Below are 15154 nucleotides of genomic sequence, written 5' to 3' on the forward strand. Positions count from 1 at the left end.
AAGGCCGCGAAGGAGATCTGGATCCAGGCCTCCTATAATCCGATCCGGGACCTCAATGGGAAGCCCTACAAGGTGGTGAAATACGCGACCGAGACGACGGCGCAGGTGATCGCGCGGATGAAGAGCGAAAAGGTGCGCGGCATGATGGAGCAGGTCGCCTCCGGAGCCGAGCAGCTCTCGTCATCAGTCCGCGAAATTTCCGAAGCGATGACGAAATCCAGGCAGACCGCGGCCAGCGCGGTCGAGCGCGTGGAGATTGCCGACCAGCAGGCGCAGCGGCTGTCGACGGCGGCCGGATCGATGAGCAGCATCGTGGAGCTGATCGGCGACATCACCGGCCAGATCAACCTTCTCGCCTTGAACGCGACCATCGAGTCGGCGCGCGCGGGAGATGCCGGCCGCGGCTTTGCGGTGGTTGCCGCCGAGGTGAAGAATCTCGCCAACCAGGCCAAGCAGGCCACCGACAAGATCGGCAGCGAGATCGGCAATCTGACCGGGATTTCGTCCGACGTGGTCGGCGCGCTGAACGTGATCAAGACCGCGATCCAGGGCGTCAGCGATTATGTGTCCTCGACCGCGGTCGCGGTGGAGGAGCAGAGCACGGTCACCAACGACATGTCGTCGAGCATGCGCCGCGCCGCGGCGGAAGCCGCCGACATCGGGCGGACGGGGTAGGGTTTGCTGTCATTCCCGGGCGGTCCGGAGGACCGAACCCGGAATCTTTAGATCCTCAGGTGCGCAATTGCGCACCATAGTTCGATGCTTCGCATCGCCCCGGGATGACGGCGTCTCGTCGCTAGCGTCGCATCCGCGCCTTGCGATGCCCGCCGTCACATCGGGCGGACTTCGACCACGTCGGGCACGAAGTGGCGCAACAGGTTCTGGATGCCGTGTTGCAGCGTCGCGGTCGAGGACGGGCAGCCCGAGCAGGCGCCCTTCATGTTGAGATAGACGATGCCGTCCTTGAAGCCGCGGAAGGTGATGTCGCCGCCGTCGCTGGCGACCGCCGGGCGTACGCGCGTCTCGATCAGGTCCTTGATCATGTCGACGGTCTCGGCGTCGGCTTCGTCGAAGAACTCGTCGTCCTCCTCGCGCGCCTCATCGCTGGCGGCGACGCCGTCGGCCAGCAGCGGGGCGCCGGACATGTAATGCTCCATGATCGCGCCGAGGATCGCCGGCTTCAGGTGCTGCCAGTCGCCTTCGTTCTTGGTCACGGTGATGAAGTCGGAGCCGTAGAACACGCCGGTGACCCCGGCTACGGCGAACAGCCGTTCGGCCAGCGGCGAGCGGACGGCCTCCGCGGGGGTGGTGAATTGCATCGGCCCGCCGTCCAGGACGACGCGGCCCGGGATGAACTTCAGGGTGGCGGGATTTGGAGTGGCTTCGGTCTGAATGAACATGGTTCTCTCCGGCGTCGCCGGTTCAAGGCCGGCGCGTGGGTCTGCATAGCAGATGGCCCTCGGAAAGGCACGGATCAAGGACGTTTTCCGGCACCCTCCCCGGCGAAGGCCTGCCCTGCATTTCTTGGCTTGATCGGCTTGGTCTGCGGACGGGATTTTACCTCTCCCCGCAAGCGGGGACAGGGAGCGCAACTCCCGCATTGTTCCAGATCGCTTTCATCTCACCGCGCAGATGCAACTCACGACAGCGCGTCGATATCCGCGTCCGCGAAGTCGCCGGGCACGATCATGACCGGCACGGGAAACGAGCCGACCGCGTTTGCGATCAGCGCCACCAGCGGGCCCGGGCCTTCGGCGCCGGGATTGGCGGCCAGCACCAGCATGGCGATGTCGATGTCCTCGTCGATGGCGGCCAGGATCTGCTCGATCGGATCGCCCTCGCGGATCAGGCGTTCGGGCGTGATCCCGGCGATACCGTTGGCGCGGCCGGCGGCGCGATCGAGCGCGGTGTTGGCCTCCTCATGGGCTTCGGCCCGCATGATGTCGGCGACCCCGAGCCATTGCTGGTTCTGGTCCTCGGTCTCGATAATGCGCAGCATCACCACGCCGCCACCGCTCCGCACCGCCCAGCGACTGGCGTAATAGACCGCGCGATCGCCTTCCGCGCTGTCGTCGACGATCACGAGACATTTCGGCCTGTGACCGGTTTCGTAACTTCGTCGTCGGGTGGCCATGCATACCCCGGTGCGGCAGCCAAGCGGCGGGACCGGAACATGCTGCCATACTCTCTCTCCGATTGGGAGAGGGTGTATGGATCCGATCTACTACGGCGCTTCCCGTAGATTCTCGTGTTGGCGCATGTCCTGTTCGGCGAACCGGATCCCACTCCGCCGGGCCTGCGCTATCGCTTGCGAACGAAGCCCACGATATCCTGGGTCGCCCTCATGGTCTCGGCGGCAATGGCGCGGGCGCGGTCGGCGCCCTCGATCAGGATCGCGTCGACATGGCCGGGATCGGCGACCAGACGCATCATTTCGTCGGCGATCGGCGCCAGCTTGGCGACGCAGAGCTCGACCAGCGCGTTCTTGAAGCCCGAGAACTGGCCGCCGCCGAACTCGCGCAGCACGTCCGCCTTGGCCCGTCCGGACAGCGCCGCATAGATGCCGACCAGATTGTCGGCCTCGGGGCGGGACTCCAGGCCCTTCTCCTCCGAAGGCAGCGGCTCCGGATCGGTCTTCGCCTTGCGGATCTTCTGGGCGATGGTATCGGCGTCATCGGTGAGGTTGATTCGTGAATAGTCCGACGCGTCCGACTTGGACATCTTCTTGGTGCCATCGCGCAGCGACATGACGCGCGTCGCCGGACCCGTGATCAGCGGCTCGGGCAGCGGGAAATAACGACCGTCATTGAAGCCATGGCCGCGGATCGAGTCGGCAAAATCGTTGTTGAATTTCTGCGCGATGTCGCGCGACAGCTCCAAATGCTGCTTCTGGTCCTCGCCGACCGGCACATGGGTGGCGCGGTAGAGCAGGATGTCGGCCGCCATCAGCACCGGATAGTCATAGAGACCGACCGACGCGTTCTCGCGGTCCTTGCCGGCCTTCTCCTTGAACTGGGTCATGCGGTTCAGCCAGCCGACCCGCGCCACGCAATTGAAGATCCAGGCGAGCTCCGCATGCCCGGAAACCTGGCTCTGGTTGAAAACGATGTGCTTGTTCGGATCGATGCCGGCGGCGATGAACGCGGCGGTGACCTCGCGGGTGTTGCGCGCGAGGTCGGCCGGGCCACCCCACACGTCGACAGGCTGGGTCAGCGCATGCATGTCGACCACGCAATAGATGCAGTTATGGGTTTGCTGCATCTTCACGAAGTTGACGATCGCGCCGAGATAGTTGCCAAGGTGCAGATTGCCCGTCGGCTGGACGCCCGAAAAAACCCGTTCCACGAAACCCATGGTAGCCTTCCAGATGCTTATTCTTGCGCATGATCTTTTCGGAAAACCGGTACCCACTTTTCCGGATCATGCGCCGCGCGTCGTTTGCCATGCTCGGCTCACGCGCGCAAGTCGCGGGATCGCGTTTGCCTGATGGCTTGAACTGCCTTCGGCCAGCTCGTGACGCCGAACAGCGTCAGCAAGGCGCCGTAGACTGCCAGAGCGGCGGCGATCTCACCGGCCAGGGTGGCGGCTTGCGCGAGCGCGTGCGTGAACGCGGGGACGAAGCCTTCCGCGAGCCACAAGAGCCCGCCCATGATCAGCGCCGCCGCGACGATGCGCGGCAGGCGCCGCCGCGCCGCGGCGTCGATCGAAAACCCGAACGTCGCAGCACCGTGCCGCACCAGGCTCGCCGCATTGCTCCAGGCCCCGCACGCGATCCCGGCGGCGATCCCGGCCGCGCCAAAGAAATGACCGAGCAGCAGCGCGGTCACGATCGCCACCACGATGCCCTTGATCGTCGCAAGCAGCGGTGCCGTCGTGTCCTCGCGGGCGAAGAAGGCCGGCGAGAGCGCTTTCACCAGCACATGAGCGGGCAGCGCCAGCGCGAGAACCATCAGCACCCGCGCGGTGGCTGAGCTGTCGGCTGCCGTGAACGCGCCATGCTCGAACAGCAGCCGCACGATCGGCGCGCTGAGCACGATCAATCCGAGCGTCGCCGGCAGCGCCAGTCCCGCGGCCAGTTCGAGGCCGCGGGATTCCGCCTCGGTGACGGCGCGGGCTTCACCGCCGCGGACCGCGCGCGCCAGTTCGGCGACCTGCACCGTTCCCATGGCGACGCCGACAATGCCGAGCGGCAGCTCGACCAGGCGGTTGGCGAAATAGAGCCACGACACCGCCGAAGGCGAGGCGGATGCGATCACGGCGCCGGCCAGCGCCAGCAACTGGGGACCGGCGCTCGCCACCATCGCGGGGAGCGCGCGCGCGAGGAAACCGCGCATCGGCGCATCGAACGAGACCGTCGGGCGCGCCGCCGCCTTGCCGTCGCGGCGCAGCACCAGGATGCCGAGTTGCAGCAGGCCCGCGACGCCGACGGTGGCGGCCAGCACGAGCGCGCAGGTCGCGGCGTCGTGGCGCGCGACGATCAGCGCGGCCATCACGGCGATGAGGGCGATGTTGAACAAGAGCGGCGAAAACGCCGTCAGAAGAAAACGGCCCTGCGCGCTCGCCAGCGCCAGCATCACGGTGGCGGGACCGGCGAAGGCAAGATAGGGCAGCATCAGCCGCGCATCATCGACGGCGAACTGCAGCGTCGCATGGCCGAGGAATCCCGGCGCCAGCGCCGACATCATGAGCGGCATCGCGACACCGATCAGCAGCGTCACCGCGGCGAGCGCGACGCTGACGGTCCCGAGCACGCGGCCGGCGAAGCGGGCGGCCGCATCCGCGCCTTCGGTCTCGCGCAGCTTGAGCCACGCCGGCACCAGCGCGGCGTTGAGCGCGCCTTCGGTGAGCAGGCGCCGGATCACATTGACCAGCTGGAACGCGGCCAGGAAGGCGTCCGCCACCGGGCCCGTGCCGAGCAGGCCCGCGATCATGGCATCGCGTAAAAAACCGAGCAGCCGCGAGGCCAGTGTTCCCATCGAGACGGTCAGGAAAGAGCGGATCATCTGTTGTCTATGAGCGTTGGCCGCTTGCCGTTCAATGGGGCCTCGTGATAGGCCGCAAACCATCTTCTGGCCGGGTTTTCTGGCCGATCACAATCACCACAACGGGACTTGGTAAATGACTGACGCCAAATACGACGTTCTTGGGATTGGAAACGCGCTTTTCGACGTTCTGGTGCGGACCGACGAGGGTTTTCTATTCAAGCACAACATGACCAAGGGCAGCATGGCGCTGATCGACGAGGCGGGGGCGGCCGCGATCTACCGTGACATGGGGCCGGCGACCGAAATGTCCGGTGGCTCGGGTGCCAATACCATTGTCGGGATCGCGAGCCTGGGGGCGCGCGCGGCCTATGTCGGCAAGGTCAAGGATGACCAGATCGGCCGGCTCTATACCCACGACATCCGCGCCGCGGGCGTCGCCTTCGAGACCAGGCCGGCATCCGACGGCCCTGCCACGGGCTGCTGCTACATTCTCGTTACCGGCGATGGCGAGCGCACGATGAACACCTATCTCGGCGCCGCCCAGGACCTGACTCCGGCCGACATCGATGCCGGCGAGATTGCCGCGAGCCGGATGATCTATCTCGAAGGCTATCTGTGGGACCCGAAGAACGCCAAGGACGCTTTCGTCAAGGCCTCGCAGATCGCGCACCAGTCCGGCCGCCAGGTGGCGCTGACGCTGTCGGATGCATTCTGCGTCGATCGCTATCGTGGCGAATTTCTCGCGCTGATGCGGAGCGGCACGGTGGACGTCGTGTTTGCAAACGAGGCGGAGCTGCATTCGCTGTACCAGACCTCGGACTTCGACGGTGCGCTCGGCCAGCTGCGCAAGGACGCCAAGCTTGGCGTCGTCACCCGCAGCGAGAAAGGCTGCGTGGTTGCATCGGGCGAGAGCGTCATCGCGGTGCCGGCGTTTCCGGTCGAGACCATCGTCGACACCACGGGCGCCGGCGATTTGTTCGCCGCCGGCTTCATGTTCGGCCTGGTGCGTGGCGCCGGCCACGAGAACGCCGGGCGGCTCGGCGCGCTCGCGGCCGCCGAGGTGATCCAGCACATCGGTGCGCGGCCGCAGGTGTCGCTGAAGCAATTGGCGCAGCAGAACGGCTTGCCGGTGTAGGGCTCCTGCCGCTTGTTGCCCTGTCATTCCGGGGCGGCTCGAAGAGCCGAACCCGGAATCTCGAGATTCTCAGGTGCGCAATTGCGCACCATAGTTCGATGCTTCGCATCGCCCAGGAATGACCTGCTAGAATTCACGCCGTCTTGGCCGCCTTCAGTCCGAGCCGCGTTTCGACCTGCTGCCGCATCATGAATTTCTGGATTTTGCCGGTCACCGTCATCGGGAATTCGTCGACGAAATCGACATAACGCGGGATCTTGTTGTGCGCGATCTGGCCCTGGCAGAACGCGCGCACCTCGTCCGCCGTCAGCGTCTCGCCCGCCCGCGTCCTGACCCAGGCGCAGAGCTCTTCGCCATAGCGGTCGTCGGCGACGCCGAACACCTGGACGTCCTGGATTTTCGGATGGCGGTAGAGAAACTCCTCGATCTCGCGCGGATAGAGGTTCTCGCCGCCGCGGATCACCATGTCCTTGATGCGGCCGACGATGTTGCAATAGCCCTCATCGTCGATGGTGGCGAGATCGCCGGTGTGCATCCAGCCGTTGCGGTCCAGGACGTCGGCGGTCTTTTCCGCTTCGTCCCAATAGCCCAGCATGACGCTGTAGCCGCGGGTGCAGAGCTCGCCGCTTTCGCCGCGTCTGACGATCCGGCCTTCGAGATCGACCACCTTGACCTCGACATGGGGATGAATGCGCCCGACCGTCGACACCCTCCGCTCCAAGGGATCATCGACCGCGCTCTGGAACGAGACCGGGCTGGTCTCCGTCATGCCATAGGCGATCGTCACCTCGCGCATGTTCATCGCGCTGTTGACGCGCTTCATCACCTCGATCGGGCAAGGCGCGCCGGCCATGATGCCGGTGCGCAGCGAGGTGAGATCGAAGCGCGCAAATTCCGGATGATCGAGTTCGGCGATGAACATGGTCGGCACGCCATAGAGCGTCGTGCATTTTTCCTGCGCGATGGTCTGCAATGTCGTGAGCGGATCAAAGCCCTCGCCGGGATAGACCATGGTGGCGCCGAGGGTCACGGAAGCGAGATTGCCCATCACCATGCCGAAACAATGATAGAGCGGCACCGGAATGCAGATGCGGTCGTGCTCGCAGAGGCGCATGGCGCGGCCGGTGAAATAGCCGTTGTTGAGGATGTTGTGATGCGTCAGCGTGACGCCCTTGGGCGATCCCGTCGTGCCGCTCGTGAATTGGATATTGACCGGGTCGTCGAACTGCAGTTCGCGGCCGAGCGCAGCCAGCTGCTCGCGATGTCGCGCGCCGCCCATCTGCGCGACCTCGTCGAACGCGATGGTGCCGGGGCATTTCGGGCCGCCGATCTGGATCACCGCGCGCAAGTCCGGCAATCGTGCCGCTTCCAGATGGCCCGGACGCGAGGTTGCGAGCTCCGGCAGCAGCGTGTTCAGCATCTCCATATAGCCGGAGGTCTTGAACGCGGTCGCGGTGACGACCGCGGCGCAGCCCACTTTGTGCAGCGCGAATTCAAGCTCGGTCAGGCGGTAGGCGGGATTGATCGTGACCAGGATGAGCCCGGCTTTGGCGGCGGCAAACTGCGTCAAGGTCCATTCCGGCCGGTTCAGGGACCAGATGCCGATGCGCTCGCCGCGGGCGAGGCCGAGCGCGAGAAAGCCCGCCGCCAGCGCCTCGACCTTTTCCGCGAATTCGGTCCAGCTCCAGCGCACGCCGTGGCTCGGCGACACCAGCGCCTCGCGCTCGCTCCACCGCGCCGCCGCGAGATCGAGGCTGCGTCCGATTGTATCGCCCAAGAGCGGCGCGCTGGCCGTGCCGCACACATAGCTGTCTGCTCCCTCAGTCAAGGTTCCGCTCCTCCTTGGCGCAGACATGCGACGCGGTCGGCGTCGGTGGTGTCTGCTCAGCTCTTGACCCGCATCATAGGTCGCCGGCGCTGTTCGAACAGGCCCGACTTACGGTGGGCCCTTCGTCGGTCCAAACCTCCTCTTGAAAAGGGGAGGTCGCTTTGCTCGTCAGGGCAAAGCGGGAGGGGATCATGACCCCCTCCCTGACCCTCCCCCCATCAGGGGGAGGGATTGCAGCGTCCGTGGTGGTGACTCACGCCGCCTGCCGGCCGCCGGCCGCATCGAGCCCGGCATAGACGCCGTGCTCGAAGCCGGCGAAGGCTTCCAGGCACTTTTGGTCGGCGAACGGCAACACCTGCATCAGGATCACGCCGGTAACGTCGCGCGCCGGATCGATCCAGAAATAGGTGTTGGCGAGGCCCGCCCAGGCAAGGCTGCCGGCGCTGCGGCCCTCCGGCGTCATCGCGGTGTTGATCACGAAGCTCAGGCCCCATTTCTTCACGATGTCCGGATAGAGATCGACATCGTTGGTGTAGATCGCGGCCGCCGACGTCATCTTCGTCATGACGAGCTCGCCGATGTGGTTCTGGCTCATCAGCTCGATTGTCTCGGGCTTCAGCACCTGGTTGCCGTTGCCTCGACCCTTGTTCAGGATCATCTGGCAGAACTTGATGTAGTCGGGAGCAGTGCCATAGAGCCCGCCGCCGCCCATGTGGAATTCCGGGTCCTGTTCGAGCTCGAAGGGGAGCGGCGAAAGCGTGCCGTCCTCGCCGCGCACATGCATGCCGACCAGCCGCTTGCGCTGGTCATCGCCGATCTTGAAGGCGGTGTCGTTCATGCCAAGCGGCACAAGCATGTGGTCGCGCAGATAGGCATCGAGCCGCTTGCCGCTGACGGCCTCGATCGCCTTGCCGACGAAATCGATGTTGATGCCGTATTCCCAGCGTGTGCCGGGGTCTGACGTGAGCGGGAGCTTCAGCGCGTCGTTCTGGCAGGTGGTGATCGGCGGCAGGCCCGTCTTTTCGAGATACGCGGCCACATCACCGTTCCACAGGTGGTAGGCGAAGCCGGCGGTGTGGGTCATGAGGTGGCGCAGCGTGATCGGGTTGTTCGCCGGGCGCAGCTTCGGCTCGCCGCTCGCATCGAAGCCCTCGAGCACCTGGGGCGAGGCCAGATCCGGCAACAATGCGCCGATCGGCGCGTCGAGCGCCAGCTTGCCTTGCTCGACCAGCTGCATCGCACCCGCCGCTGTGATCGCCTTGGTCATCGATGCGATCCAGAACACGCTGTCTGGCGTCATCGCATCGTCGTTGGACAGGTCGCGCTTGCCGAACGCGCCCTGGTAGAGGATGTCGTTGCCGGTGGCGGCGATCGCAACCACGCCGGGAATTTCCTTGGCGTCTGCCTTCTCACGCAAGAGCTGATCGATCTGCGCTTGGCTCTGCATATGGTTTCCTCCAGGTTGTTATTTTAATAGAAAATTGATCTTCCTCCCCCGTGGCGCGCCCGGCAAGCCTCGCGATCCCGTGATCGGAGGTAAAAAGCGTTCAAAAAAATGTGGGGGCGGGCGGTGCCGAACGGCCACACCCACCATATTTTCTGGTGAAATCGGCTCTCAGCAACGGGTGTCCGCGGCACATCGGCGTTATGCTGTTTTGTGCGTTCGATTCAGTCTCATTGCTTGGTAAGGCGTTCAGAACACGGCCAGATCGGCGGATGCCGGCTGGCCGAATAATTTTTCATTTGGCTGATTGCGGCCGCGTGCCGCCAGGGGATTGCAATGATTTCGACCTGGAGTGAATGGAAGCGCTATCCCCGGGCGGGGCGCGGCGAAAATATCGAGGCGCCGATCACGCCCGGCCTCTATGAGGTACGCCATGCGGGCACCGGCGCGTTGCACTCGTTCGGTGCGGTCGACAATGTGGCGCAGGCGCTGGCGCTGTTGCCGGTCGGCGGCAAATCCTGGTTCGGTCGGCGCGATGCGGCCGCTCAAGCAGACCTCGAATATCGCACATGTGCGACCTCGACCAAGGCGGACGCCAAGGCGGCGGCGGAGCGCATGATCGGCCGGCGCGAAACCTATATCAGCGGCGCGGCCTGAGCGGCTGCGCCTTCCGGCGCGAACTTCAAAATTGCTTGAAAGGCAGGCGCTGCGGCATCCCGATGCATTGTGGGCGGATTGAGCCTATAGTCGGCTCAAACGCCCAAGAGAAACCCGGGAGCAACGCATGAACCCGCCTGCCACAGCCCGCGCCGCCCAAGGCTCCGCGCCTACGCTCCGCGACCGCCTGAAAGATCCCTCGCTGCTCTGCGAGCAGTGCTACATCGACGGCGCCTGGATCGGCACGCCAAAGCGCGCCGTGACCAACCCGGCCAGCGGCGTTGAGCTCGCCAAAGTGCCGGTCATGAGCACGGCCGAGACGACACAGGCCGTCGAAGCCGCCGAGCGCGCCTTTCCGGCCTGGGCAAAACTCACCGCCAAGCAGCGCTCCAACATCTTGCGTAAATGGTTCGAGCTGATCATTGCCAACCGCGAGGATCTGGCGCTGATCCTCACGACGGAACAGGGCAAGCCGCTGACCGAGGCGCTCGGCGAGATCGATATCGGCGGCGCCTATGTCGAGTTCTTCGCCGAGGAAGCCCGCCGCGTCTATGGCGAGACCATCCCGACCCAGCGTCCCGATGCGCGGCTGCTCGCGATCAGGCAGCCGATCGGCGTCTGCGGCGCGATCACGCCGTGGAATTTCCCCTGCTCGATGATCACCCGAAAAGTGTCGCCGGCGCTCGCGGCCGGCTGCACCGTGGTGCTGAAGCCCGCGAACGAGACGCCGTTGACCGCGCTGGCGCTGGTCGCGCTGGCGGAGAAGGCCGGCGTGCCGAAGGGCGTGTTCAATGTGCTGACCGGCAATTCCTCCGCGATCGGCAAGGTGTTGTGCGAACATCCGGCGGTGCGCTTCATCGGCTTCACCGGGTCGACCGAGGTCGGCAAGATTCTGTATCAGCAGGCCTCGGTCGGCGTGAAGAAGCTCGGGCTCGAGCTCGGCGGCAACGCGCCGTTCGTGGTGTTCGACGACGCCGACATCGATGCCGCGGTCGATGGTGCGATGGTCTCGAAATATCGCAACATGGGCCAGACCTGCGTCTGCGCCAACCGGATCTATGCGCAGGACAAGGTCTACGACGCGTTCGTGCAAAAACTCTCGCAGAAAGCCGCGGCCATGAAGGTCGGCGACGGCACCGAGGCCGGCGTCACGCAGGGGCCGCTGATCAACATGGAGGCCGTCGACAAGGTCGAACGGCACATCGCCGACGCCGTCAAGCGCGGCGCAAAAATCGTCACCGGCGGCAAGCGCCACGCGCTCGGCGGCACCTTCTTCGAGCCGACGGTGCTGTCGGATGTGGGATCGGATGCGCTGGTCGCGCACGAAGAAACCTTCGGGCCGCTGGCGGCGGTGATCCGCTTCAAGGACGAGGCCGAGGTGATCGCGATGTGCAACGCCTCGCCGTTCGGTCTTGCCTCCTATTTCTATGCGCGCGACCTCGGCCGGGTCTGGCGCGTGGCGGAGGCGCTGGAGTCCGGCATGGTCGGCGTCAACACCGGGCTGATCACGACCGAGGTCGCGCCGTTCGGCGGCGTCAAGGAAAGCGGCCTCGGCCGCGAGGGCTCGCACCACGGCATGGAAGAATATGTCGAGATCAAATATGTGATGATGGCGGGGGTGTGAGCCGTCATTGCTATGCCGACACTTTAGGAACGAGTCGATCGCGCTATAAGAACGAGTCGGTTGGCGTCCTGGCCAGCCTGCAACCGTTAGTCGGTAAATGGGTAGCAAAAAGTTCTGCCGACCGCCCCTCTCGCGGCGCGGAATAGAAAATCTCTCTATTTCCGAGCGAGACCTAGTTGGTGGCCTTTAACTGACTGCGGCAGCTGCGAGGTTAGTACGCGGCAGGATCATCCATGTTCCGCGGAGTCATGGCCCGAGCGACGTCGCGCATCGGCTGGCTGATGTATTGGCGCGCTGCCCAGAGGCGGACGCCCTTCTTGCTGCGTTCATGGTGAAACAGTTATCGAAAAATGGGCCGCTCAAGGCGGTAGAAACTTCGAATTTTAACTGCATCTGCAGGCATTCTGCAGCGTCAGGGTGTTAGGCTGGGATGTCCCCCAGAGTGCAGAATGTCGTCACCCGTCGCGCTACCGCTTCGCAACGCCCCTAGTTCACCGAACTCATCGGGCTTCCGAGCCCAGTGCAAACACTCGGGCAGGATCCGCGGATGAGCGATACACTCGTAGCCGTGTGTGTGCCCTATCCCGTCGAGTTTGTCAGACAGGGCCGCCTAAAGGCTGAAAACGGAATTTTCTGGGAAAACGGGACGGTGGCGATCCGGACCGTCACGGCCGAGCAAGCGCCGGTCACCTGTCGCGTCAGCCCCGGTGTGAACTCGTCGAGATCAGAATTTTCCGTGCGGTCGTTCGACGGCAGGTTCTGGTGGCCGCTGTTCGAGGGGGGCGAGCCCATGCTCGCCAGGAATTACGTAGCGAGCACGTTGAAAAGCTCCAGCGTTTTCCTATCCATGATGAACCTGTCTCCGGCCTCGATCGATTCGCCGAGGCGGGACGTCAGGAAATTCTTGGATGACGTCTTTCCGCGGAGATTCGATGATTCTTTTAGGGAGGATCGGTGGCGTTCAGCACAAAGCATCGCCAATCGCACTTTGTTTTGTGACGACCTAGTCTATCTTCAAGGAGGATGTCCCATATACTTTGCAGTTCGGCGTGGAGGGTCGGATGATCGGATGCTGTCGATCGAGGTCGGGAGCGCCGAACCGGAACGAGTTGAAATTGTTAGCCGCTACCTTCCCGGCCCTCGGCCGAACCAGAGGCGAGACGCGGCATGCCGTTCGCTTGTCTACGGGGTGGAAAGCATTAACGAAGAGATCGAAGCAATTCGGCGCCGTGGCTTCCGCGCAGCTTTCGGGTCGAAGGCGGAAATGCTTACCCAGCTTCGATCGAATCGAGAAGCTTGTGAGATCTGCGCAGATGGCCTAGTGCGCCGCGCAGTCACGGCAATGGATCGGCATACATACCGCGAACTCGGAATGCGCGGACGGCTTCACCCTGCTGTTCTGTTGCCGCCTAAAATACCGCCTACGGTCTGTCGCGATACCATCGACGCTATGATCACGATGTATCCGGAACACGAGTTTCCTATGCGATTTCGAATAGAATTCGAGTGGGCGGTTGAGGCCCTTTCACGCTTGGACGCGACACTTCCGCCGATAGATCTCAGTGAGCTTGACGATCACATCCTGTTCGCTCTCTCGAACTCATGTTCAACAACGTAGCTTATTGCCGGGTTGTCCGCAGCCCTAGCGAAAGAACGGGTCGAAAGTTCTGTTTGGCTACTGCAACGGGAAGTGACTGCATTTCTAACTCGGGGCACCTTGGCTCATAGGCCTTGCAGATAGACGACTCTGTGGGTGTCGTGGGACTCATAAAAGGACACATAAGAGTGTCACGTTTTTTTTGTGTCTTCTGAGTCCGAATCTTGCAACCTAAGGCGATTCGTTTAGCGGCGGACGGGCGGCACTTGCCCGGATTTTTCGCGATTTTGTCTTACAGGCGCTTCGACGCCCGAGATCGTTCTGCGGACACCACTCCTGCCACTTCGGGGGCCTCGGAGTCCATGGCGGCACCTCGTGCACACTCTCAGCAGTCGGGTTGCACTCGCGCTGTTCGGACGCCCCCGCCGTCTTCCCTCGGTAGCCAGTGGCTCTCAGACCGATTCAGACAGAGCCGTCCGTCGACTTGGACAGGTCCTCGTATGTTCGCAGTTCCTCAAGGCGGGCTTCAAGCGCCGGCTTGACCACCGCAAACGCGTCGCTGCCGGCCACGAATTGCTTTGGTGGATTGTCCATCCCGGCGATCTTCACAAGGATGTCGCCGAGCTTGGCGGGATCGCCCTGCTGGGCGCCGTGATAACCTGACCACATATTTTCTGCAGTGCCTCCCGCGACGTAGTCCTCGATGGAGCTCCGGGCATACTTGGCATTCCTGACATCGAGCAGGTCCGTCCGGAAGAAGCCGGGTTCGACCGTCGTGATCTTGATGCCGAACGGCTCGACCTCGTGGGCCACTGATGCCGACAGGCCTTCCACTGCGAATTTTGCAGCGCTGTAGGCTCCGCAGTGCTTGAAGCCGACGATGCCCGCAAGGGAGCTGATGTTGATGATCCGCCCCGACCGCTGCTTGCGCATCACGGGAAGGGCCGTGCGCATCACGTGCATTACGCCATAGAAATTGGTTGCCATCAGTTTTTCGATCTCGACGGTGCTCAACTCCTCGAAATTGCCGAGCAGGCTGTAGCCGGCATTGTTGACGAGAACATCGATGCGTCCGAACGCCTTTATCGCCGCGTCGACTGCAGGCTTCGCCTGTGCCTCATCGGCGACGTCCAACTGGACGAACGCAAGATTGTTGCCCGCGAGATCGCGCAGCGCATTGCGCAGCTTGTCGAGATTGCGGCCGGTCGCGACGACGCGGTCACCCGCCTTCAGTGCCGCCACGGCAGTTGCCGCGCCGATGCCGCTGCCGGCACCCGTGATGAACCAAATCTTGCTCATGTTTGACCCTGCTTTCGATGTTTGAAAGAATGCTTGGCGCAGCGGCTCACCGGTCAGCGGCGCGATGGCGTTGGCGAGATCGGACACGCGATCGATGACGCTCCGTGACCGCTGGGCGGCGAGAAGCCGGATGGTCGCTTTGGGCGCTACCTCGCAGGGACCGCACCGATTTGCTGAAGCAATCCGAGCAGATCGGGTTGCCCCGTTTCCTCGATGATCTGCCCGCCGGACAGACGATAGATATTCAGCGCCTGGACCGCGATTTTCTTCCCAGTCGATGGGGCGCCAAAGAAGGTGCCGAGGTGAGTGCCTCGCATGGTGAAGCGAGCAGCCACCTTGTCACCTTCGGCGACCATCTCCTCGAGCGTCCATTGAATATCCGGGAAACCTCCCCCCATCATATGGATGATTGCGAGATAGCCCGCTGGCCCCCGCATCGGCTCGCTGCGTCCGGGCACACGGAAAATCGCATCCGGAGAAATGAGTTCTGCGGCCAGCGTCTCGCTCGCTGTGTTGATGAAGTCCGTGAAACGGATCAAAACTTGCTTGCTCGCTTCTGGTGTCATGACGTCATCGCTCTATTCA

The 15154-nt window shown here is 63.7% G+C and carries 13 protein-coding genes; 5 read left to right on the top strand and 8 right to left on the bottom strand.

Annotation, left to right across the window (positions count from 1 at the left end; genetic code table 11):
• A partial coding sequence (locus VNZ60_RS13215) for a methyl-accepting chemotaxis protein (protein ID WP_325659848.1) occupies positions 1 to 675 on the top strand: 675 nt, incomplete at its 5' end.
• Positions 676 to 830: 155 nt separating this feature from the next.
• Here the strand turns inward: VNZ60_RS13215 and VNZ60_RS13220 are convergent.
• The 4 genes from VNZ60_RS13220 to murJ form a co-directional block, all read right to left on the bottom strand.
• On the bottom strand, positions 831 to 1400 hold the full coding sequence (locus tag VNZ60_RS13220; protein WP_325659850.1) for a NifU family protein: 570 nt from the start codon (positions 1398 to 1400) through the stop codon (positions 831 to 833).
• A 239-nt stretch (positions 1401 to 1639) separates the two neighbouring features.
• Positions 1640 to 2083: a universal stress protein gene (locus VNZ60_RS13225; RefSeq protein ID WP_325659852.1), complete on the bottom strand. Its 444-nt coding sequence runs from the start codon at positions 2081 to 2083 to the stop codon at positions 1640 to 1642.
• 218 nt (positions 2084 to 2301) lie between these two features.
• A complete protein-coding gene (gene trpS, locus VNZ60_RS13230; protein ID WP_325659854.1) occupies positions 2302 to 3354 on the bottom strand; it encodes a tryptophan--tRNA ligase in 1053 nt (350 codons plus the stop codon).
• 98 nt (positions 3355 to 3452) lie between these two features.
• Positions 3453 to 5003, bottom strand: coding sequence for a murein biosynthesis integral membrane protein MurJ (gene murJ, locus VNZ60_RS13235; RefSeq protein WP_325659855.1), 1551 nt, complete (start codon positions 5001 to 5003; stop codon positions 3453 to 3455).
• Between the two features lie 115 nt (positions 5004 to 5118).
• On the opposite strand from murJ, the gene VNZ60_RS13240 reads away from it, so the two are divergent.
• Positions 5119 to 6120, top strand: coding sequence for an adenosine kinase (locus VNZ60_RS13240; protein WP_325659857.1), 1002 nt, complete (start codon positions 5119 to 5121; stop codon positions 6118 to 6120).
• A 133-nt stretch (positions 6121 to 6253) separates the two neighbouring features.
• On the opposite strand, the gene VNZ60_RS13245 is transcribed toward VNZ60_RS13240, so the two are convergent.
• Positions 6254 to 7975: an AMP-binding protein gene (locus VNZ60_RS13245; protein WP_325659859.1), complete on the bottom strand. Its 1722-nt coding sequence runs from the start codon at positions 7973 to 7975 to the stop codon at positions 6254 to 6256.
• Between the two features lie 226 nt (positions 7976 to 8201).
• On the bottom strand, positions 8202 to 9395 hold the full coding sequence (locus tag VNZ60_RS13250; RefSeq protein ID WP_325659860.1) for a serine hydrolase domain-containing protein: 1194 nt from the start codon (positions 9393 to 9395) through the stop codon (positions 8202 to 8204).
• A gap of 333 nt (positions 9396 to 9728) precedes the next feature.
• Between VNZ60_RS13250 and VNZ60_RS13255 the strand changes: the two genes are divergently transcribed.
• From VNZ60_RS13255 to VNZ60_RS13265, 3 genes are all read left to right on the top strand, one after another.
• Positions 9729 to 10049 (top strand): hypothetical protein, encoded by a 321-nt coding sequence (locus VNZ60_RS13255; protein ID WP_325659861.1) that lies wholly within the window; start codon positions 9729 to 9731, stop codon positions 10047 to 10049.
• A 127-nt stretch (positions 10050 to 10176) separates the two neighbouring features.
• Positions 10177 to 11673: an NAD-dependent succinate-semialdehyde dehydrogenase gene (locus tag VNZ60_RS13260; RefSeq protein WP_325659863.1), complete on the top strand. Its 1497-nt coding sequence runs from the start codon at positions 10177 to 10179 to the stop codon at positions 11671 to 11673.
• 547 nt (positions 11674 to 12220) lie between these two features.
• A complete protein-coding gene (locus VNZ60_RS13265; protein ID WP_325659865.1) occupies positions 12221 to 13291 on the top strand; it encodes a hypothetical protein in 1071 nt (356 codons plus the stop codon).
• A 441-nt stretch (positions 13292 to 13732) separates the two neighbouring features.
• Here VNZ60_RS13265 and VNZ60_RS13270 read toward each other — a convergent pair whose 3' ends face one another.
• Both VNZ60_RS13270 and VNZ60_RS13275 read right to left on the bottom strand, forming a co-directional pair.
• Positions 13733 to 14656, bottom strand: coding sequence for an SDR family NAD(P)-dependent oxidoreductase (locus VNZ60_RS13270; protein WP_325659866.1), 924 nt, complete (start codon positions 14654 to 14656; stop codon positions 13733 to 13735).
• A gap of 59 nt (positions 14657 to 14715) precedes the next feature.
• The gene (locus VNZ60_RS13275) at positions 14716 to 15135 is read right to left on the bottom strand and encodes an ester cyclase (protein ID WP_325659868.1); all 420 of its coding nucleotides are present in this window, start codon (positions 15133 to 15135) and stop codon (positions 14716 to 14718) included.
• Between the last annotated feature and the right edge of the window lie 19 nt (positions 15136 to 15154).

This window comes from Collimonas sp. (genome assembly GCF_035566375.1).
In the GTDB taxonomy this organism is placed as follows: domain Bacteria; phylum Pseudomonadota; class Gammaproteobacteria; order Burkholderiales; family Burkholderiaceae_D; genus Collimonas.